Source organism: Microvirga sesbaniae, assembly GCF_025460805.1.
GTDB classification, from domain to species: Bacteria; Pseudomonadota; Alphaproteobacteria; order Rhizobiales; family Beijerinckiaceae; genus Microvirga; species Microvirga sesbaniae.
In genome coordinates this window covers 327,448-345,939 of the sequence record NZ_JAMXFJ010000001.1, presented here as the reverse complement: position 1 = coordinate 345,939, position 18,492 = coordinate 327,448, and the positions used below count along the sequence as shown (strand labels likewise).

The window sequence follows — 18,492 nt, the reverse complement described above, 5'->3', positions numbered from 1 at the left end:
TCGGATGAAGGACCGCATCGATTACGTCCGCCTGAACCCGGAGGAGCAGAAGCGCCGCCGCAGGCGCTCCGTGGCCCTGGCCCTGACGCTCGCCGCCTTCTGCATCCTGCTCTTCGCCATCACGCTCGTGAAGCTCGGGCCGGGCGTCCTTCAGCGTCCCCTGTGAGGCCCCCATGGCAGACACCACCAACCTCCAGCGCAAGATGCACCGCACGGCCTTCGCCTGCGTGGGAATCGTCGTCGGAATGGTCGGCCTCGCCTACGCGTCCGTGCCGCTCTACGACCTCTTCTGCAAGGTCACCGGCTTCGGTGGCACGCCGATCGTGCGCGACGCCAACGGCTCGGAGATCATGGACCGGACGATCGCAATCCGCTTCGATTCCAATGTCGCGCCCGGCCTGAACTGGCGCTTCGCGCCGGAGAAGCCCGAGGTCACGGTCCGGCTCGGCGAGACCGCGACGGTCTACTACAAGGTCACCAACACCGGCGACAAGCCGAGCACGGGCATCGCGACGTACAACGTGCAGCCGGATCTCGCCGGCACCTACTTCTCCAAGCTCGAATGCTTCTGCTTCACGGAGCAGACCCTGCAGCCGGGCGAGACCCTGGAATCCGCGGTCGTGTTCTACGTCGATCCCCGCCTCGTCGAGGACGGCGACGTGAAGGACCTGACCTCCCTCACCCTCTCCTACACCTACTTCCCCTCCAAGGGGGGCAAGCCGGTCGCGGAGGTGACATCTTCCACCAAACCCATCGCTCAATAAGGGACGTGACAACTTAAGCGGAAACGTCTTAAAGCGAGTTCACATTCGAGGCACGGAGACGACACGAAATGGCCGAGGCCCACGCCAAGAACCACGACTACCACATTCTTGAACCGAGCCCGTGGCCGCTCGTCGGCGCGGTCAGCGCCTTCCTGATGGCGTCCGGGTTCGTGACCTGGTGGAAGGACATCGCCATCGCCGGGATGCATCTCGGCCCCTTCATCTTCGGCGCCGGCATCATCGGCGTGCTCTACACCATGCTGAGCTGGTGGACCGACGTGGTGAAAGAGGCCAATACCGGCTTCCACACCCGCGTGGTGCAGCTCCACCACCGCTACGGCATGATCATGTTCATCGCCTCCGAGGTGATGTTCTTCGCGGCCTGGTTCTGGGCCTATTTCGACGCGGCCCTCTATGCCGGCGACCCGCAGCTCTACTCGCGCGTCGAGGCCCTCGGCGGCGTGTGGCCGCCCAAGGGCATCGAGACCTTCGATCCCTGGCACCTGCCCCTCCTCAACACCCTGATCCTGCTCACCTCCGGCACCACGGTCACCTGGGCGCACCACGCGCTCCTGGAGAACGACCGCCAGGGCCTCAAGGCGGGCCTGTGGCTCACGGTGCTCCTGGGGGCGATCTTCACCTGCGTCCAGGCCTACGAGTACAGCCACGCCACCTTCGGGTTCAAAGGCAACATCTACGGCGCCACCTTCTTCATGGCGACGGGCTTCCACGGCGCGCACGTGATCATCGGCACGATCTTCCTGGCGGTCTGCCTGCTGCGCGCCTATCGCGGCGACTTCACGCCCAAGCAGCATCTCGGCTTCGAGTTCGCCGCCTGGTACTGGCACTTCGTCGACGTGGTGTGGCTCTTCCTCTTCGCGGCCATCTACGTGTGGGGCTACGGCGGCGCGGCGGCCGGCGGCGGCCACTGAGCCCCCTCATCGCAGCATGACCGAGCAGGGGCGGCTCACAAGGCCGCCCTTCGCTTTTTGAGCCCCCCTGGCACCAACGCCCGGGGAGTTCGTTGACCGGCAACCCTCTGGAGAAACGCCGTGGCCCATGACCCGTCCGCCCCCTCGCCCATCCTCACCGGCCTCAAGGGCCTGTGCCCCCGTTGCGGCAAGGGACATATCTTTCAGGGCTATCTGAGGGTTCGGCCACAATGCGAGGTCTGCGGCCTCGACCTCGCCTTCGCCGATACGGGCGACGGCCCGGCCTTCTTCGTCATGTCCTTCGTCGGCATCGTGGTGGTGGCCCTCGCCCTCTGGGTCGAGTTCGCCTATTCCCCGCCGATCTGGCTCCACCTTGTCATGTGGACGGCCCTGAGCATCGTCCTCAGCCTCATCCTGGTCCGGCCGCTCAAGGGCGTGCTGGTCAACCTGCAATACCACCACAAGGCCGAGGAAGGGCGCTTCCACTAGTGACCGCCGCGTCTCACAAGGGCCGCTCGCTGATCGTCCCGGGACTGGCGGCGCTCGTCGCGCTGGCCATTCTCGTCGGCCTCGGCACCTGGCAGCTCCAGCGCAAGGCCTGGAAGGAAGACCTGATCGGCCAGATCGAGGCCCGGGCCTATGGCGAGCCCGGCCCCATCGTGCCCGAGGCCGACTGGCCTGCCTGGCGGGCCGACCAGGACGAGTTCCGCAAGGTGCGGGTCACCGGCACCTTCCTGCACGATTTCGAAGCCCCCGTTTACGGCCTCGCCCCGGGCGACCGCCAGGGCGCGCCGCTCCAGGGCTATTACCTGGTCACGCCTCTCAAGCTCGCCGGCGGGGCCGTCGTGATGGTCAACCGGGGCTTCGTGCCCATGGACCTGCGCGATCCGGCCCGCCGGCCCGGGAGCCAGCCTGCCGGCGAGGTGACGCTCACCGGGCTCGTGCGGGCGCCGGAGGCGCGCAACACCTTCACCCCGAAGGACGATCCCGGCCGGAACCAGTGGTTCGCCCGCGACCCGCAGGCCATCGCGGCCGCCCACGGGCTCGCGCGCGTCGCGCCGTTCCTGATCGACGCGGACGGGAGCCCCAATCCGGGCGGCTGGCCCCGCGGCGGCCTGACCCCGCTCACCCTGCCGAACAACCATCTGCAATATGCCGTCACCTGGTTCGGGATCGCCCTCACCCTGATCGGCGTCTTCACGGCCTTCGCCTGGCGGCGGCTGAAGGAGCCGGCCTCAGCCGAGCTGAAATAGGAAGAAGAGCCCGAACCCGAGGATCACGAACCCGGCGCTGACGATCTTCGCCATGGAAAGGATTTTCAGCAGGACCCGCGTCTCCTCGCGGCGCTCGGCGCGCTCGGCCCGGGTCATGGTCTCCTGGGCCTCGATCTGCTGCGCGTAGAGCGAGGTCGTCATGACGTTGCTGGTGGCCCCGTCCTTCTCCAGTTCGATGCGCCGGGCCATGACCCCGATGACGAGGCCGAGGACGCCCAGGCCCAGGAAGCCGGCGATGAGATAGGCCCCCAGGACGGCCCCGCCCAGCACGGCCAGCAGGATCGGCAGCAGGATCCAGTCGATGCGGGTCATGGGCATGGGACCATCCTGGCCGAGGGCTGTGACGGCAACACGATAACAGATTTCGCGGACGAAGTCCGCCCGGTGCGGCCCGATGCGGCTTGCCGCAACCGGCCGCTCCCCCTAATGTCCGGCCGAATTTCCAGGAGATCCACCGTGCTCCATGTCTCGACCCGGGGGGAAGCCCCGGCGCTCGGCTTCGCCGATGCCCTGCTGACCGGCCTCGCCCGGGACGGCGGGCTCTACCTGCCGGACCACTGGCCGGCCCTGTCCCGGGATGCGATCCGGGGCTTTGCCGGACGGCCCTACGCCGAGGTCGCCAAGGCCGTGCTCGGCCCGCTGGTCGACGGCGACATTCCCGACGCCGATCTTAGCCGCATGATCGACGAATCCTACGCCGCCTTCCGTCACGCGGCCGTGTGCCCGCTGACCCAGCTCGGCGACAATCTCTTCGTGCTCGAGCTGTTCCACGGCCCCACGCTCGCCTTCAAGGACGTGGCCATGCAGCTCCTCGGCCGGCTCATGGATCATGTGCTCAAGGCCCGCGGCGCCCGCGCGACCATCGTGGGCGCGACCTCGGGCGACACGGGCAGCGCCGCCGTCGAGGCGTTCAAGGGCCTCGACCAGGTCGACATCTTCATCCTCTACCCGCATGGCCGGGTCTCGGACGTGCAGCGGCGGCAGATGACCACGGTGGCCTCGCCGAACGTCCACGCGCTCGCCGTGGAGGGCACGTTCGACGATTGCCAGGCCATGGTGAAGGGCATGTTCAACCATGCCCGCTTCCGCGACGAACTGCAGCTCTCGGGCGTGAACTCCATCAACTGGGCCCGGGTCGCCGCGCAGGCGGTCTATTACTTCACGGCCGCCGTGGCGCTGGGCTCCCCTCACCGCCCGGTCTCCTTCTCGGTGCCGACCGGCAATTTCGGCGACATCCTGGCCGGCTGGGTGGCCAAGCGCATGGGCCTTCCCGTCGGGCAGCTGATGATCGGCACCAACGCCAACGACATCCTGGCCCGCACCCTCGGCTCGGGCTCCTACGAGATCAAGGGCGTGGAACCCACGACCTCGCCGTCCATGGACATCCAGATCTCGTCCAACTTCGAACGCCTGCTGTTCGAGGCCTATGGCCGGGACGGCGGGGCGATCCGCCGCCTGATGGCAAGCCTCGCCCAGTCGCGCGCCTTCATGATCGAGGCCGAGCCGCTTGCCCGCATCCGCGAGGAGTTCTCGGCCCGGGCCGTGAACGAGGACAGCGTCATGGCCGAGATGGCCGGAACCTATCGCGCCACCGGCTACGTGCTCGACCCGCACAGCGCCGTCGGCACCCGCGCGGCCCGCGCGCTGCTCGAGCAGGCCCCCGGAACTCCCGTCGTGGCCCTGTCCACCGCGCATCCGGCCAAATTTCCGGATGCGGTCGAGCGCGCCACGGGCCTGCGCCCCGCACTTCCGCCGCACATGGCTGATTTGATGGAGCGCAGGGAGAGCTTCACGGTTCTTCCCAACGACCAGGCTGCGGTCGAGCGCTTCATCCGCGAGCGCGCGCGGGCGGTCAAAGGCGCGGCCGCATGAACCAGCACTTCGTCCACGAGAAGCGGATCGAGATCACGACCCTGTCCAACGGCCTGATGGTCGCCACCGAGCGGATGCCCGCGATCGCCACGGCGACGCTCGGCGTGTGGGTCGGCACCGGCTCGCGCCATGAGGAGGCTCACGAGCACGGTCTTTCGCACCTCATCGAGCACATGGCCTTCAAGGGTACGGCCCGCCGCTCGGCGCGCCGGATCGCCGAGGACATCGAGAACGTGGGCGGCGACATCAACGCCGCCACCAGCGTCGAATACACGAGCTACACGGCCCGCGTCCTCGGCGAGAACGTGGACGTCGCGCTCGACGTGCTGGGCGACATCCTGATCAACTCGGCTTTCGATGCGGGCGAGCTCGCCCGCGAAAAGGGCGTGATCCTGCAGGAATACGCCGCCGTCGAGGACACGCCCGACGACCTGATCTACGACGCGTTCATGGAAACGGCGTTCCCGAACCAGGCGGTCGGGCGGCCGATCCTCGGCACGCCGGAGACGATCAGGAGCTTCGGCGAGGCGACGATCCGCGCCTTCCTGGCCCGCGAGTACACGCCGGGCAAGATGGTGCTGGCCGCGGCCGGCGACGTGGAGCACGCCCGGATCGTCGACCTGGCGGAACGCCTGTTCGGCGGGATGCCGGCCGTTGCTCCGCGGCAGCCGGAACAGGGGCGCTACGCGGGCGGCGAGAGGCGGATTGCGCGCAAGCTCGAACAGGCCAACCTGGTGCTCGGACTGCCGGGCCTCTCGTTCAAGGACCCCGGCTACTACGCCGTCCACCTCTTCGCCCACATGCTCGGCGGCGGCCTGACCTCGCGCCTGTGGCACGAGGTCCGCGAGACCCGCGGCCTCGCCTATTCGATCGATTCCTTCCACTGGCCCTTCTCCGATTGCGGCCTCTTCGGCATCGGGGCCGGAACGGCGGGCTCGGACGTGCGCGAACTCATGGACGTGACCCTCGCCTGCATGGCGCAGGCGACCCGCGACATCAGCGAGATCGAGCTCATCCGCGCCAAGGCGCAGATGAAGGTCGCGCTCCTGACGGCCCTGGAGACGCCGGGCGGCCGGATCGAGCGCGTCGCGCGCCAGCTCCTGTCCTGGGGCCGCGTGGTGGCGAGCGAGGAGATCGTCCGCAAGGTCGATGCCCTCGAGGTCGACCATGTCCGCGAGGCCGGACGCCGGCTTCTGCAGGGAGCCCCGACCCTGGCGGCGATCGGCCCGATCAAGGAGCTGCCCTCCCTGGACGAGATCGCCTCGGCGCTGCGGGCCTGAATTTTTTAGCCGGACCTTCCCCATGGTCACGGCTGTTTCTCCTCAATCCCGCCGCAAACGGGCCTCATGGCCACATAGTAACGATAACAAACGAGTCCTGCGGACAAGTGACGGGCCCCTCCGGCCCCAGCTTGCTCTCAAGGCTCCTGACCGGTACCAATCCTGTTCCATTGTTTTAGTACCGGACGAAAGACCGAAGCATTGCGGATCGTATCTTTCGCCATAACCCTTCTTCTGGCGGCATTCCTGGGGCTGGCCTTTCCGTCATCCGGCCGGGCGGTGGAATCCGTCCGCGTCGATCCCAAGATGAAGGCCATCGACCTGACCCCGGCCATCGAGCGCTACAACTCGGACGGGGACGAGATCAGGATTTCCACGGCGCCGGGGCGCGACGGCATCGTCCGGCGCATCGCCGTGAAGGCGCGCGAGGCCGGAACCCGGCCCGACTGGATCGTCTTCGCGCTCACCAACGACACCGACGAACAGGTCGACCGCCTTCTGGTGGCGCCGCACTTCCGCCTCACCGGCTCCGGCGTTCTCTGGCCGGATCTGGGCGCGACCCGGATCGCCGCGATCACGGCCAGCCAGGGCATCCGGCCCGACCGGGACGACAGCGCGGATGCGGACATCTTCCTCATCACCCTCGATCCGGGCACGACCGTCACCTTCGTGGCGGAGCTGCGCTCCAACAACCTGCCCCAGCTCCACCTGTGGGATGCCAACGCCTACAAGGACCGGGTCAACGGGCTGACCCTCTACAAGGGCATCATCATCGGCATCGCGGGCCTGCTGGCCCTGTTCCTGACCATCGTGTTCGTGGTGAAGGGCGCCCTGATCTTCCCGGCCGCCGCGGCACTGGCCTGGGCGGTGCTGGCCTATGCCTGCATCGATTTCGGCTTCTTCCAGCGCATCTTCCCGATCAGCGAGGCGACCGAGCAGATCTATCGCGCCGGCGCGGAGGCGGTGCTCTCCGCGACGCTGCTGGTCTTCCTCTTCGCCTATCTCAACCTCAACCGCTGGCACGTGCGCTACAGCCACGTGACCGCCTTCTGGCTGCTGTTCCTCGGGGCCATGGTGGCGCTGGCCATCGTCGATCCGCCGGTGGCCTCGGGCGTCGCCCGCATGTCGATCGCGGCGGTCGCGGGCATCGGCTTCGTCCTCGTGATCCATCTGGCGACGCACGGCTACGACCGCGCGGTGATGCTGGTCCCCACCTGGCTCCTCCTGGTCGCCTGGGTGACGGCCGCGAGCTTCACGGTCGTCGGCCAGCTCACGTCCGACCTCGTGCCCCCGGCCCTCGTCGGCGGCCTCGTTCTCGTCGTCATGCTCATCGGCTTCACGGTCATGCAGCACGCCTTCGCGGGCGGCGCCTTCACCCGCGGCTTCGTGAACGACACGGAACGCCGGGCCCTGGCCCTCACCGGCGCCGGCGACATCGTGTTCGACTGGGACGTGGTCTCCGACAACATCTTCGTCAGCCCCGAGGTCGAGCACCAGCTCGGATTGAAGCGCGGCTCGCTGGAAGGACCCGCCTCCGCCTGGTTCGACCTGATCCATCCCTTCGACAAGGACCGGTACCGTCTCGCCCTGGATGCGGTGATCGAGCAGCGCCGCGGCCGGCTGACCCAGGACTTCCGCCTGCGCTCGGCCTCCGGCGCGCACCACTGGTTCCGCTTGAAGGCGCGGCCCGTGATCGGCTCGGACGGCGAGGTGCTGCGCATCGTCGGGACCCTGGCCGACGTCATGGACAGCAAGACCGCCGAAGAGCGCCTGCTCTACGACGCGGTGCATGACAACCTGACAAGCCTGCCGAACCGGCAGCTCTTCTACGACCGGCTGGAGGCCGCCCTCACCTTCGCCGGCCAGGACGATGCCCTGCGTCCCACCGTGCTCGTCGTCGACATCGACAAGCTGAAGGATGCGAACGCCGCGGCGGGATATGCCGCCGGCGATTCGGTGCTGCTCACCCTGTCCCGCCGCCTGAGCCGCCTGCTCAAGCCGCAGGACACGCTCGCGCGCATCTCGGGCGACGAGTTCGCCATCATCCTGCTCTCGGAGCGGGAGCCCGACCGCATCATTTCCTTCGCCGACATGGTCCGGCGCGTCGTGACGACGCCGTTCACCTATGCCGAGCGCGAGATCTTCCTCACCGCGTCCATCGGCATCGCCCTCTACGATCCGCAGATCGCGGCGCGGCGCGAGGAGGTGCTGCGCAACGCCGAGATCGCCATGGCCCATGCCCGGCGCCACGGCGGCGACCGGATCGAGGTCTTCCGGCCGACCATGCGCTCCGACCGCAGCGACCATTTCACCATGGAGACGGACCTGCGCCACGCGCTCGACCGCAACGAGATGCGCGTGCTGTTCAAGCCCATCGTGCGCCTGGAGGACCGGACCATCGCGGGCTTCGAATCCATGCTGCGCTGGGACCATCCGCGGCTCGGACGCATCGGGCCCGAGGACTTCCTGTCGATCGCCGAGGAGACCGGGCTGATCATCAAGCTCAGTGTCTTCCTGCTGGAGCAGACCGGCCGCGAGCTCGCCGCCTGGCAGAACGCCCTCGAGGTCGAGCCGCCGATCTTCGCCAGCGTCAACATGTCGAGCCATCACCTGCTGCGCCACGACCTGCTGCAGGACGTGAAATCGGTCGTCGCCCGCACGGGGGTCGTGCCCGGCACTCTCAAGATCGAGATGACCGAGAGCCTCGTGATGGAGAACCCCGAATATTCCGCCCAGATGCTCACGCGCCTGCGCGATCTCGGCGCGGGCCTCTCGCTCGACGATTTCGGGACCGGCTACTCCGCCCTCTCCTACCTGCAGCGCTTCCCGTTCGACACGATCAAGGTGGACGAGTCCTTCGTGCGCCTGATGGGCTCCGGCAAGCCGGTCATCCTGCGCTCCATAGTCAAGATGGCCCATGAGCTCGGCATGGAGATCGTGGCCGAGGGGGCGGAAAGCGAATCCGAGGTGATCGAGCTCTACCAGCTCGGCTGCGAGTACGCTCAGGGACCGGTCTTCGGAGAGCCGATGTCGACCCTTCAGGCGCGCCAGCTCGTCGGCGCGGCCCCGGCGGCGGCGTAAGAGGGTCTTGCCTCAGGCGTGGCCGGTTTCCATCGACAGCATGGCCGGCTCGATCCCGATCCGGCGCAGGGCCATCTCGTAGCGCAGGTCGGCCGCGGTGTTGAAGATCAGCTCCGCGTCGGCCGGGCAGTTGAGCCAGCCGTTGGCCTGCAGCTCCATCTCGAGCTGCCCGGCGCCCCAGCCTGCATAACCCAGCGCCAGCACCGCGTTCTCCGGCCCGTCGCCCCGCGCGATGGCGCGCAGGATGTCGATGGTCGCGGTCAGGCAGATGCTGTCGTCGATGGGAAGGGTCGACTGGGCCAGGTGGAAGTCCGGGGAATGGAGGACGAAGCCCCGGCTGGTCTCCACGGGCCCGCCCATGAGCACCTGCATGGCGCCCACCTTCCGCGGCAGCCGGATGCGTTCCGCCTCGGGCAGGATCTCGAGCTGCACCAGCAGGTCCGGCATGTTCAGGTTGGCGGCCGGCCGGTTGAGGACGATCCCCATGGCTCCCTCGGCCGAATGGGCGCAGATATAGATGACGGACCGCGCGAAGCGCTCGTCCATCATGCCCGGCATGGCCACGAGGACCTGCCCGTCCAGGTAAGGGGATCCGGCGTCGTAGGGAGGAAGGTAAGAGCCCATATGCTAAATTCTGCCTTGCCGGACCCAAGCCCCCGATCACAGGATCGTGGATGGCGGGCCCGAAGATAAATGCATAAAGGAAGCGCGTCAGGGAGGTGTCAGTTCCATGGCATTCATGTTCCGCGCCGCGTCAGTGGCTATTTTTTTGTTATTGCCCGTTCATGCCATCGTCGCACAGCCCGCCTCCTCCCAGGGTTTCCACTCCCGCGCCCGCCTGATCTCCGGAGGCCAGCAGGGCGACGTCTGGCTTGCCGGGATCGAGATCACCCTCGACCAGGGCTTCAAGACCTACTGGCGCAACCCGGGCGATTCCGGCCTGCCGCCCCGTTTCGACTGGGCCGGTTCCGAGAACGTGGCCGGCGCCGAGATCCGCTATCCCGCCCCCGACCGGCACGAGGACGCCGCGGGCGTGGCCTATGTCTACGGCAAGAAGGTCGTGCTGCCCGTCCTGGTCCGGGCGAAGGACGGGACCAAGCCGGTCAGACTCGCCCTGGCGGCCGAATACGGGGTGTGCAAGGACATCTGCATCCCGGCCCGCGCCGACCTGAGCCTCGACCTGACCGCCGGCGGCCAGGACCGGGCCACCATCGCGGCGGCGCTCGCGAAGGTGCCCCGTCCGCAGGCCCTGGGAGCCCCGTCGGATCTGGCGGTGCTCTCCGTCGAGCCCATGACGCAGAGCAAGCCCGCCTTCTCCGTGACCGTCCGCGCCCCGGAGGGCACCAAGCCCTCCCTGTTCGCCGAGGGGCCGGAGAACTGGATCGTCTCGACCTCCGTGCCCGATGACGCGAACCGCTTCACGGTCACCGTCGAGGACAGGCCCAAGGAGGCCGCGGCGGCCGTTCCCCTGCGCCTGACCCTGGTGGCCGGGGGACAATCCGTCGAGACGGAGGTCAGCCTCGACGCGAATGGATTGCCGCGCTAGGGATGGAGCATTCAACGGCATTCCTTCGGAGACACATGCCCATGACCATCCAGGTTGGAGAACGCCTTCCCCAGGTCACCTTCCGCATCATGACGCCCGACGGGCCGGTCGCCAAGACCACCGACGACCTGTTCAAGGGCCGCAAGGTGGTTCTCGTCGCCGTGCCCGGCGCCTTCACGCCGACCTGCCATCGCAACCACCTGCCGGGCTACGTGCAGAAGAAGGACGAGATCCGGGCCAAGGGCGTGGATTCGATCCTCGTCACCTCGGTCAACGACGTCTTCGTGCTCGATGCCTGGAGCAAGGCTTCCGGAGCCGAGGGCATCGAGTTCCTGTCCGACGGCAACGCCGATTTCGCCAAGGCCATCGGCCTGTCCATGGACGGCTCGGGCTTCGGCCTCGGCACGCGCTCGCAGCGCTACTCCATGGTGGTCGACGACGGCGTGGTCCGGGCGATCAACGTGGAGGACGCCCCCTCCAAGGCGCAGCATTCCGGCGCCGAGAACATCCTGAAGGATCTCTGATCCTTCTCCAGGAATGGACCTTCACCCTCCACGTCATCACCGGGCTCGTCCCGGTGATCCCGATACGGTGAAGCGCGGCGCCCGAAGCAAAAGGTCAGACGCGCGCCCCGCGGCCCTGGCTCTTGAACGGCTTCATCGCCGCCACGGCGAGTTCGTCGACCCGGATGTTGGTCGGATCGTCCGCGTGGCCCTTGACCCAGTGCCAGGCCACGTCGTGCCGGGACGCGGCCTCGTCGAGCTCGCGCCAGAGGTCCTCGTTCTTCACCGGCTTGTTGTCCGCGGTGCGCCAGCCGCGCCGCTTCCAGTTGTGCATCCACTGGGTGATGCCCTGGCGCACATACTGCGAATCCGTGAACAGATCGACCGCGCAGGACCGCTTGAGGGCGTTCAGGCCCTCGATGGCCGCGCGGATCTCCATGCGGTTGTTGGTGGTGTGAGCCTCCCCGCCGGAGATCTCCTTCTCGCTGCCCTTGAAGAACAGGATCGCCGCCCAGCCGCCCGGCCCGGGATTGCCCGAGCAGGCGCCGTCCGTGTAGATCATCACGCGCTCCGCCCCGCTCATGCGGCGAGCCCGAGTTCGCGGGCATGCTTCACATGGCGGTGGAAGTTGAGCTTGCGGTCGTATTCCAGCGGGTCCTTCGGCTTGACGAGCGCGCCCGGCGGCACGTTGAGCCAGTCGACCAGGCGGGTCAGCATGAAGCGCATGGCGGAGCCCCGGCAGAGGATCGGCAGGGCCTCGACCTCGTCCGGCTCCAGGCGCCGCACCGACTGGTAGCCCGCCAGCATGGCCCGTCCCTTGGTCAGGTTGAACGAGGCGTCGCTCTCGAAGCACCAGGCGTTGAGGCAGATCGCGACGTCGTACGCGAAGGCGTCCGTGCAGGCGAAGTAGAAGTCGATCAGCCCCGACACCTCGGACCCGATGAAGAACACGTTGTCGGTGAACAGGTCCGCATGGATGATCCCGGACGGCAGGCCCCGAGGCCAGGAATCCGCGAGGCTCGCGAGCTCGCGCCGCGTGCGCTCGGCGAGTCCGGTCGAGACCGTGTCGGCCTGCGCCTCGGCCTGGGCGAAGAGCGGCGCCCAGGCCTCGAGCGAGAGGGCGTTGGGCCGCTGCATCGTGAAATCCTGCCCGGCCAGATGCAGCTTCGCCAGGGCGGCGCCGAGGGCCCCGCAATGCTGCGCCGTGGGACGGCGGATCGCGATGCCTTCGAGGAAGGTGATGATCACGGCCGGCCGCCCGGCCACGCGCCCGAGGGGCTCGCCCCGGCGGTTGTTGACCGGCAGCGGGCAGTTCAGCCCCCTCAGGGCCAGATGCTGCATGAGGCCGAGGAAGAAGGGCAGATCGTCCTCCCGCACCCGTTTCTCGTAGAGGGTCAGGATGTAGGAGCCCTTCGTGGTGTGGAGGAAATAGTTGGTGTTCTCCACGCCCTCGGCGATGCCCTTGTAGGAGAGCACCGTGCCGATGTCGTAGGTATCGAGGAATGCCGACAGCTCCTCGTCGCTGACTTCCGTATAGACCGCCACCGCTTACTCCGCCGCCTGCTCACGAAGCTCGCGAGGCAAAGGAAAGAACACGCTCTCGTCCGCCGTCGACACGCTCTCGACCGACACCGCGTAGCGTTCCGCGAAGGCGTCGATGATCTCCTCGACCAGGATCTCGGGCGCCGATGCGCCGGCCGTGATGCCGAGGCTGCGGATCGCGCCGAACAGGCTCCAGTCGATGTCGTCGGCTCGCAGGATCAGCCGGACCAGGGGGCAGCCTTCCCGCTCGGCCACCTCCCGCAGGCGCTGGGAATTGGAGGAGTTGGGCGAGCCCACCACGATCATGGCATCGACCAGGGGCGCCACGCGCTTGACCGCGCCCTGACGGTTGGTGGTGGCGTAGCAGATGTCTTCCTTGTGCGGGCCGACGATCGACGGGAACCGCGCCTTCAGGGCCTCCACCATGTCCTGGGTGTCGTCGACCGAGAGGGTCGTCTGGGTGACGAAGGCCAGATTGTCCGGGTCCGCCGGCTGCAGCCGGGCGATGTCGTCCACGGTCTCGACCAAGGTGGCGGCCCCTTCGGGCAGCTGGCCCATGGTGCCGATCACCTCCGGGTGGCCCGCATGGCCGATCAGGATGATATGGCGGCCCCGCTTGTGGTGGACCTGCGCCTCCCGGTGCACCTTGGTGACCAGGGGACAGGTGGCGTCGATCCCGAAGAGGTTGCGGGCCTCGGCCGCTTCCGGGACCGATTTGGGCACCCCGTGGGCCGAGAAGATCACCGGGGCCTTCGTGTCGGGCACCTCGTCGAGCTCCCGGACGAAGACCGCGCCCTTCCGCTTCAGGTTCTCCACGACGTATTTGTTGTGCACGATCTCATGGCGCACGTAGACCGGCGCCCCATGGATCGCGAGCGCCTTCTCGACCGCGTCGATGGCACGGACGACCCCGGCGCAGAAGCCGCGCGGGGCGCAGAGCAGGATGTCGAGAGGAGGCTGGGTCATGATCTGGCGATGTGGCGAGACGAGACCCCTCCTGTCAAGCGGGAGCGACGCAGTTTCGCCGCGAGTGTGATCCCCTGCCCGGTCATGGCCGGCCAGTCTTCACCCGCCTCTCGCCGGCCATCCCGCTTCGAAGGGCACCTGCGCTTCTCACGCCGGGATCCCCGGCCCGAGGACGGTGACGACCTGGAGGGCGGGAAACCGAACCTGTGCGATGGGGCACGAAGCGGGGCCGTTCCCGTCAAGAAACGCTCGCACTTGCCCGCCGGAATCCCTAGAAAGGTGGCACGCCCCGTCACCTTCCCTGATCGCTCATGGCCTCCACCGCTTCCCACGTCAGCTTCCTTCCACCCATCCTGACCTTCTGCGGGGCGGCGGTCGTGGCCGTGCCCGTGTTCCGGCTCCTCGGACTGAGCGCCGTCCTGGGCTATCTCGCGGCCGGGGTCGCGATCGGGCCGTCGGGCCTGAGCCTGGTCGAGGATCCCCAGACCATCGCGACCGTCGCTGAACTGGGCGTGGTGCTGCTCCTGTTCATCATCGGGCTCGAGCTGAAGCTGTCCCATCTCTGGGAGATGAAGCGGGACATCTTCGGCCTCGGCTCGGCCCAGCTGGCCGTGACGGCCCTCGCTCTCGGCGGAGCCGCCTATGCCATCGGGTTCTCGGCCGAGGCTTCCTTCGTGACAGGGGTGGCGGTCGCGCTCTCGGCCACGGCCATCGCGCTCCAGATGCTGGGCGAGCGGAACGACCTGCAGACGCCGTACGGCCAGCGCTCCTTCGCGATCCTGCTGTTCCAGGACCTCTCCGTCGTCCCGCTGCTGGCCGTGCTGCCGCTCCTCGCCTCCGGGGCGGCGGAGCAGGACTCCCTGGTGGATCGCCTCCTGGCGATGGGCGAGGCCCTGCTCGGGATCACCGCCGTCGTGCTGGTCGGCCGCTACGGCCTCAATCCCTTCTTCCGCATCCTCGCCCGCAGCGGCGCCCGCGAGGTCATGACCGCCTCCGCGCTTCTCGTCGTCCTCGGTGCCGCCCTGCTCATGCAGGAGGTCGGTCTGTCCATGGCGATGGGCGCCTTCCTGGCCGGATTGCTGCTCGCGGAATCGAATTTCCGCCACCAGCTCGAAGCCGATATCGAGCCCTTCCGCGGCATGCTGCTCGGCCTGTTCTTCATGAGCGTGGGCATGTCCATCGACCTTGCCCTGGTGCGCGAGCAATGGCTGCTCCTCGTCATCGCGGCGCCTGCGGTGATCGTCGGCAAGAGCCTCCTCATCGCGGTTCTGTCGCGGCTCTTCGGCGCGAGCTGGCGCGACGGGCTTCGTTCGGGCACCCTGCTGTGCACCGCCGGAGAGTTCGCCTTCGTGCTGATTCCCGTCGCCACGGGACTGGGGCTCATGTCTCCCGCGGAGGCGCAGCCGGTCACGGCGCTCGCCGCCATCACCATGCTGCTGGGCCCGCTTCTGTCGACCTTCGTCGAGAGAATGGTGGCCGGCCGCGCCGAGGCCGACGAGCAGCCGGATCTGCCCGGGCTCGCCGGCCAGGAAGGCGAGCTCGAAAGCCGCGTTCTCGTGATCGGCTTCGGCCGGTTCGGCCAGATCGTGAACCAGGTTCTGCTCGCCCAGGGGATCGAGGCGACGGTGATCGACAAGGATGTCGAGCGCATCCGCGACGCGGGCCGGTTCGGGCTTCAGGTCTATTACGGCGACGGCACACGCCTCGACGTTCTGCGCGCGGCCGGCGCCGAGAAGGCCGAGATGATCTGCATCTGCATCGACGACCGGGAGGCGCTCCTGAAGATCATCGAGATCATTCATGAGAACTTCCAGAATGCCCGCAGCTTCGTGCGCGCCTTCGACCGGATCCATGCGATCGAGCTCATGAACCGGGATGTGGATTACCAGATCCGCGAGGTGTTCGAATCCGCCATCGTGTTCGGACGGGCGGCCCTCGAGGAGCTCGGCACCGCGCCGGAGGCCGCGGCCGCGGCCGCCAACGACGTGCGCAAGCGCGACATCGCGCGCCTCGTGCTGCAGAAGGAGGTGGGCAGCATGGGAGGAGCTGAGCTGGTGGTGGGCGCCCGGATCACGCCGGAGCCCCTCACTGTTCCCACCAGCAAGGCCCGGGCCCTCAGCCCGGAGACGCGGGACATTCTCGGCGAAGGCGTGTCGTGATGGATGCGGAACCCTCGGTGAAGAAAGCCGGCATGGCGGGCGAGCTCCCGCCGCGCTTCGTGGTCGGATCGACCATGCGCCACGTTCTCGTCATGACCGGAACGGCGTCCGTCGGTCTCATCGCGATCTTCATCGTCGATCTCGTGTCCCTGCTCTACATCTCGTGGCTGAACGAGCCGAGCCTGACGGCCGGCGTCGGTCTCGCCACCGTAGTGATGTTCTTCACGATCTCGATCAATGTGGGCCTGATGATCCCCATCGGGGCGCTCGTGTCGCGCGCCCTCGGCGCCCGCCGGCCGGACGACGCGCGCCGTCTCGCCACCTCGTGCTGCATTCTCATGACGGCGGTCGCGACCGTCGTCAGCCTCGTCATTCTGCCCCTGCTGCCGCTGATCCTGACCACGATCGGCGCAAGCGAGCAGACCTACGCGGTGGCCCGCAACTTCCTATGGATCACCTTGCCGACAAACGGTCTCATGGCCATCGGCATGGCGTTCTCCACGGTGCTGCGCGCAGCCGGCGATGCCAAGCGCAGCATGTACGCCACCCTGTCCGTGGCGGCCGTCACGGTGGTGCTCGATCCCATCCTCATCTTCGGTCTCGGCCTGAAGGCCAACGGCGCTGCGCTGACCATCGGCATCGCGCGCGTGGCCTATATCTATGTGAGCTTCCTCTATCTCACCCGCGCCCATCGTCTTCTGGGCCGGCCCGACTGGTCTGCGATGGCCGTCGACGCGCGGTCGTTCTTCGCCATCGCGGTTCCGGCCATCCTGACCAACATCGCGGCTCCCGTGGCGAACGGCTTCTTCACGGGCGTGATGGCGCAGTTCGGCGATCAGGCGATCGCCGCCTCGGCCATCATCGACCGGGTCACGCCCGTCTCCTTCGCGGGCGTCTTCGCCCTGGCGGGCGCCATCGGGCCCGTGCTCGGGCAGAACTGGGGCGCTCAGCGCTATGACCGCATGAAGCAGACGCTCAAGGATGCGCTGATCTTCATGACCGTCTATGTCTGCAGCATGTGGCTGATGCTGTTCCTCGTGCGGGTTCCGATCACCAAGGCGTTCAACGCGCCGCCGGCCACGGCCGAGATCGTGCAGTTCTTCTGTCAGCTCAGCGGCTTCATCTGGTTCTTCGTGAGCCTCGTCTTCGTGGCCAATGCCTCGTTCAACAATCTCGGCTATCCGCTTCTCTCCACCTTCTTCAACTGGGGGCGGGCGACGCTGGGCATGATCCCGTTCGCGTATTTCGGCGCGCAGATCGGCGGCCCGAAGGGCGCGCTCCTGGGAATCGGCGCGGGATCCGTGGCGTTCGGGATCGCGGCGGTCATCACTGCGTTCTGGACAATCCGGCGCCTGGAGAGGCAAGCTGTCCGGGTGGTGTGACGGTCCGGGCGCCTCCGGCCTGGATCACCGGTTCGTTTTCGCCGCCCCGCTTGGGGCCAAGCACGAGCGTTTCGTCAGCGAGGAGACTGCCATGTTCAATTGGTTCGATCTGATGCGCCAGGCTCAGACCAACGCAGCCCTGGCCACCCTCGCGCAGCAGTTCAACCTGTCGGGCGATCAGGCGCAGAAGACGATGGCGGCCTTCATGCCGGCCTTCGCCATGGGGCTCCAGCACGCCACCGCTTCGAGCGATCCGGCCCGCCTGTTCCAATCCATGATGAGCGGCGCCTATCAGAACTTCTGGCAGGCGGCCGGCAACCCCTTCACGCCGCAGGCCCAGCAGGAGGGGCGGCGGCTGCTCGACCAGCTCTTCGGCTCCGACGACGTCAGCCGCCGCGTGGCGCATCAGGCCGCCGATTACGCGGGCATCAGCACCGACACCATGCAGCAATTGCTTCCGATTCTCGCCGGCATCATGGCCGGCGGCATGTCCCACTGGATGACCGCGCACGCCCAGGCTCTTCAATCCTTCGCATCGGCCAAGGACACCGCCAGGGAGAAGCCGGGCACCGCCAATCCCTGGGCCGATCTCTGGGCCGGGTGGATGACCGCGACGGCGCCCGAGAAGAAGCATGCCAATCCGTTCGAGGACATGATGGCGAGCATTCTCAGGGCTCCACCGCCGGAAGAGCCGAAGGAAGAAGCCCCGCCCTCGTCCGCATCCTTCGACGACATGATGGAAAAGGGGCGCGAGATGCAGCTCCAGTATCTCGCGTCCCTTCAGTCGATCTTCTCGGATGCTTGGCGGAGCCAGGACGGAAAGGCTTAGGCGAAGCGCTTGAGCGGCTTCACCATTGGAACCACGGGTCGAACCGGCCCTGCCGAAGGGACGGCCCTTTCGGCGCGGGAATGTCGCTCCGCGCTTCGAACCAACACCCATGACGGGTTGCGGGTCAGAGGCTCGTCGAGCGCGCCCATCACGTCGCCCCGGGTCAGCCCGATATCCGCGAGCATCCGGTCATCGAACTCGGCGAGGTTCCTGACCTCCCGGCGGTGCTGCAGAGCCTTGACGAGATTCGTGAGCGCGCGGGCGAACAGCCCCAGAGCGGCCGTTCCTGAGAAGGTCATCGTCGATAATGCGGACCGGTTCATCGGAGGTCTCCTTGCTCTCACGTTCGGTTCGTCGGCCTT

General features: G+C 67.6%; 19 protein-coding genes. 13 read left to right on the top strand and 6 right to left on the bottom strand.

The genetic code is table 11. From position 1 onward, the window contains the following. The first annotated feature begins 4 nt into the window (after positions 1-4). The 5 genes from OCW50_RS01615 to OCW50_RS01595 all read left to right on the top strand — a co-directional run bounded on the left by OCW50_RS01615 (position 5) and on the right by OCW50_RS01595 (position 2,949). Positions 5-166, top strand: coding sequence for a cytochrome c oxidase system small membrane protein (locus OCW50_RS01615; RefSeq protein WP_262270068.1), 162 nt, complete (start codon positions 5-7; stop codon positions 164-166). Positions 167-173: 7 nt separating this feature from the next. Then, positions 174-764 (top strand): cytochrome c oxidase assembly protein, encoded by a 591-nt coding sequence (locus OCW50_RS01610; RefSeq protein WP_262296193.1) that lies wholly within the window; start codon positions 174-176, stop codon positions 762-764. Between the two features lie 68 nt (positions 765-832). Next, complete coding sequence (locus tag OCW50_RS01605; protein ID WP_262270070.1) at positions 833-1,696, top strand: cytochrome c oxidase subunit 3; 864 nt, start codon at positions 833-835, stop codon at positions 1,694-1,696. A 120-nt stretch (positions 1,697-1,816) separates the two neighbouring features. Beyond that, a complete protein-coding gene (locus tag OCW50_RS01600; protein WP_262296192.1) occupies positions 1,817-2,185 on the top strand; it encodes a DUF983 domain-containing protein in 369 nt (122 codons plus the stop codon). After that, positions 2,185-2,949 (top strand): SURF1 family protein, encoded by a 765-nt coding sequence (locus OCW50_RS01595; protein ID WP_262296191.1) that lies wholly within the window; start codon positions 2,185-2,187, stop codon positions 2,947-2,949. Before OCW50_RS01600 ends, OCW50_RS01595 begins: the two co-directional genes overlap by 1 nt. Here OCW50_RS01595 and OCW50_RS01590 read toward each other — a convergent pair. Continuing rightward, positions 2,932-3,288: a hypothetical protein gene (locus OCW50_RS01590; protein ID WP_262296190.1), complete on the bottom strand. Its 357-nt coding sequence runs from the start codon at positions 3,286-3,288 to the stop codon at positions 2,932-2,934. The two genes, OCW50_RS01595 and OCW50_RS01590, sit on opposite strands and share 18 nt — an antisense overlap. Positions 3,289-3,426: 138 nt before the next feature. Here OCW50_RS01590 and thrC point away from each other — a divergent pair, with 138 nt between their 5' ends. From thrC to OCW50_RS01575, 3 genes are all read left to right on the top strand, one after another. Then, a complete protein-coding gene (gene thrC, locus OCW50_RS01585; protein WP_262296189.1) occupies positions 3,427-4,842 on the top strand; it encodes a threonine synthase in 1,416 nt (471 codons plus the stop codon). After that, entirely contained in the window at positions 4,839-6,122 is a 1,284-nt protein-coding gene (locus OCW50_RS01580) for a M16 family metallopeptidase (RefSeq protein WP_262296188.1), read from the top strand. The genes thrC and OCW50_RS01580 overlap by 4 nt, the downstream gene beginning before the upstream one ends. A gap of 201 nt (positions 6,123-6,323) precedes the next feature. Continuing rightward, entirely contained in the window at positions 6,324-9,203 is a 2,880-nt protein-coding gene (locus OCW50_RS01575; protein ID WP_262296187.1) for an EAL domain-containing protein, read from the top strand. A gap of 12 nt (positions 9,204-9,215) precedes the next feature. Here the strand turns inward: OCW50_RS01575 and OCW50_RS01570 are convergent, their stop codons facing one another. After that, a complete protein-coding gene (locus OCW50_RS01570) occupies positions 9,216-9,827 on the bottom strand; it encodes a YqgE/AlgH family protein (RefSeq protein WP_262270077.1) in 612 nt (203 codons plus the stop codon). Positions 9,828-9,933: 106 nt separating this feature from the next. On the opposite strand from OCW50_RS01570, the gene OCW50_RS01565 reads away from it, so the two are divergent. Continuing rightward, positions 9,934-10,749, top strand: coding sequence for a protein-disulfide reductase DsbD domain-containing protein (locus OCW50_RS01565; RefSeq protein WP_262296186.1), 816 nt, complete (start codon positions 9,934-9,936; stop codon positions 10,747-10,749). A gap of 41 nt (positions 10,750-10,790) precedes the next feature. Further along, a complete protein-coding gene (locus OCW50_RS01560) occupies positions 10,791-11,273 on the top strand; it encodes a peroxiredoxin (RefSeq protein WP_262270079.1) in 483 nt (160 codons plus the stop codon). 94 nt (positions 11,274-11,367) lie between these two features. Here the strand turns inward: OCW50_RS01560 and rnhA are convergent, their stop codons facing one another. The 3 genes from rnhA to ispH are packed head-to-tail and all read right to left on the bottom strand — an operon-like array spanning position 11,368 to position 13,760. Next, on the bottom strand, positions 11,368-11,835 hold the full coding sequence (gene rnhA, locus OCW50_RS01555; protein ID WP_262270080.1) for a ribonuclease HI: 468 nt from the start codon (positions 11,833-11,835) through the stop codon (positions 11,368-11,370). Further along, positions 11,832-12,797: a homoserine kinase gene (locus tag OCW50_RS01550; RefSeq protein ID WP_262270081.1), complete on the bottom strand. Its 966-nt coding sequence runs from the start codon at positions 12,795-12,797 to the stop codon at positions 11,832-11,834. The genes rnhA and OCW50_RS01550 overlap by 4 nt, the downstream gene beginning before the upstream one ends. Before the next feature lie 3 nt (positions 12,798-12,800). Further along, entirely contained in the window at positions 12,801-13,760 is a 960-nt protein-coding gene (gene ispH, locus OCW50_RS01545) for a 4-hydroxy-3-methylbut-2-enyl diphosphate reductase (protein WP_262296185.1), read from the bottom strand. Between the two features lie 311 nt (positions 13,761-14,071). On the opposite strand from ispH, the gene OCW50_RS01540 reads away from it, so the two are divergent. From OCW50_RS01540 to OCW50_RS01530, 3 genes are all read left to right on the top strand, one after another. Then, positions 14,072-15,919: a monovalent cation:proton antiporter-2 (CPA2) family protein gene (locus OCW50_RS01540; RefSeq protein ID WP_262270083.1), complete on the top strand. Its 1,848-nt coding sequence runs from the start codon at positions 14,072-14,074 to the stop codon at positions 15,917-15,919. Further along, positions 15,919-17,301: an MATE family efflux transporter gene (locus OCW50_RS01535; RefSeq protein WP_262296184.1), complete on the top strand. Its 1,383-nt coding sequence runs from the start codon at positions 15,919-15,921 to the stop codon at positions 17,299-17,301. Before OCW50_RS01540 ends, OCW50_RS01535 begins: the two co-directional genes overlap by 1 nt. Positions 17,302-17,392: 91 nt before the next feature. Continuing rightward, a complete protein-coding gene (locus tag OCW50_RS01530; protein ID WP_262296183.1) occupies positions 17,393-18,130 on the top strand; it encodes a DUF937 domain-containing protein in 738 nt (245 codons plus the stop codon). Here the strand turns inward: OCW50_RS01530 and OCW50_RS01525 are convergent. Continuing rightward, positions 18,127-18,453, bottom strand: a complete 327-nt coding sequence (locus tag OCW50_RS01525) for a DUF1127 domain-containing protein (protein WP_262270086.1) — start codon at positions 18,451-18,453, stop codon at positions 18,127-18,129. The genes OCW50_RS01530 and OCW50_RS01525 overlap by 4 nt on opposite strands. Between the last annotated feature and the right edge of the window lie 39 nt (positions 18,454-18,492).

Bases quoted from the DNA above. Each gene is read 5' to 3' on its own strand.
- rnhA (WP_262270080.1), bottom strand. From the start codon at position 11,835: ATGAGCGGGGCGGAGCGCGTGATGATCTACACGGACGGCGCCTGCTCG.
- OCW50_RS01560 (WP_262270079.1), top strand. From the start codon at position 10,791: ATGACCATCCAGGTTGGAGAACGCCTTCCCCAGGTCACCTTCCGCATC.
- OCW50_RS01615 (WP_262270068.1), top strand. From the start codon at position 5: ATGAAGGACCGCATCGATTACGTCCGCCTGAACCCGGAGGAGCAGAAG.
- OCW50_RS01605 (WP_262270070.1), top strand. From the start codon at position 833: ATGGCCGAGGCCCACGCCAAGAACCACGACTACCACATTCTTGAACCG.
- OCW50_RS01580 (WP_262296188.1), top strand. From the start codon at position 4,839: ATGAACCAGCACTTCGTCCACGAGAAGCGGATCGAGATCACGACCCTG.
- OCW50_RS01570 (WP_262270077.1), bottom strand. From the start codon at position 9,827: ATGGGCTCTTACCTTCCTCCCTACGACGCCGGATCCCCTTACCTGGAC.
- OCW50_RS01525 (WP_262270086.1), bottom strand. From the start codon at position 18,453: ATGAACCGGTCCGCATTATCGACGATGACCTTCTCAGGAACGGCCGCT.
- OCW50_RS01590 (WP_262296190.1), bottom strand. From the start codon at position 3,288: ATGCCCATGACCCGCATCGACTGGATCCTGCTGCCGATCCTGCTGGCC.
- OCW50_RS01610 (WP_262296193.1), top strand. From the start codon at position 174: ATGGCAGACACCACCAACCTCCAGCGCAAGATGCACCGCACGGCCTTC.
- OCW50_RS01540 (WP_262270083.1), top strand. From the start codon at position 14,072: ATGGCCTCCACCGCTTCCCACGTCAGCTTCCTTCCACCCATCCTGACC.
- OCW50_RS01535 (WP_262296184.1), top strand. From the start codon at position 15,919: ATGGATGCGGAACCCTCGGTGAAGAAAGCCGGCATGGCGGGCGAGCTC.
- OCW50_RS01530 (WP_262296183.1), top strand. From the start codon at position 17,393: ATGTTCAATTGGTTCGATCTGATGCGCCAGGCTCAGACCAACGCAGCC.
- ispH (WP_262296185.1), bottom strand. From the start codon at position 13,760: ATGACCCAGCCTCCTCTCGACATCCTGCTCTGCGCCCCGCGCGGCTTC.
- OCW50_RS01565 (WP_262296186.1), top strand. From the start codon at position 9,934: ATGGCATTCATGTTCCGCGCCGCGTCAGTGGCTATTTTTTTGTTATTG.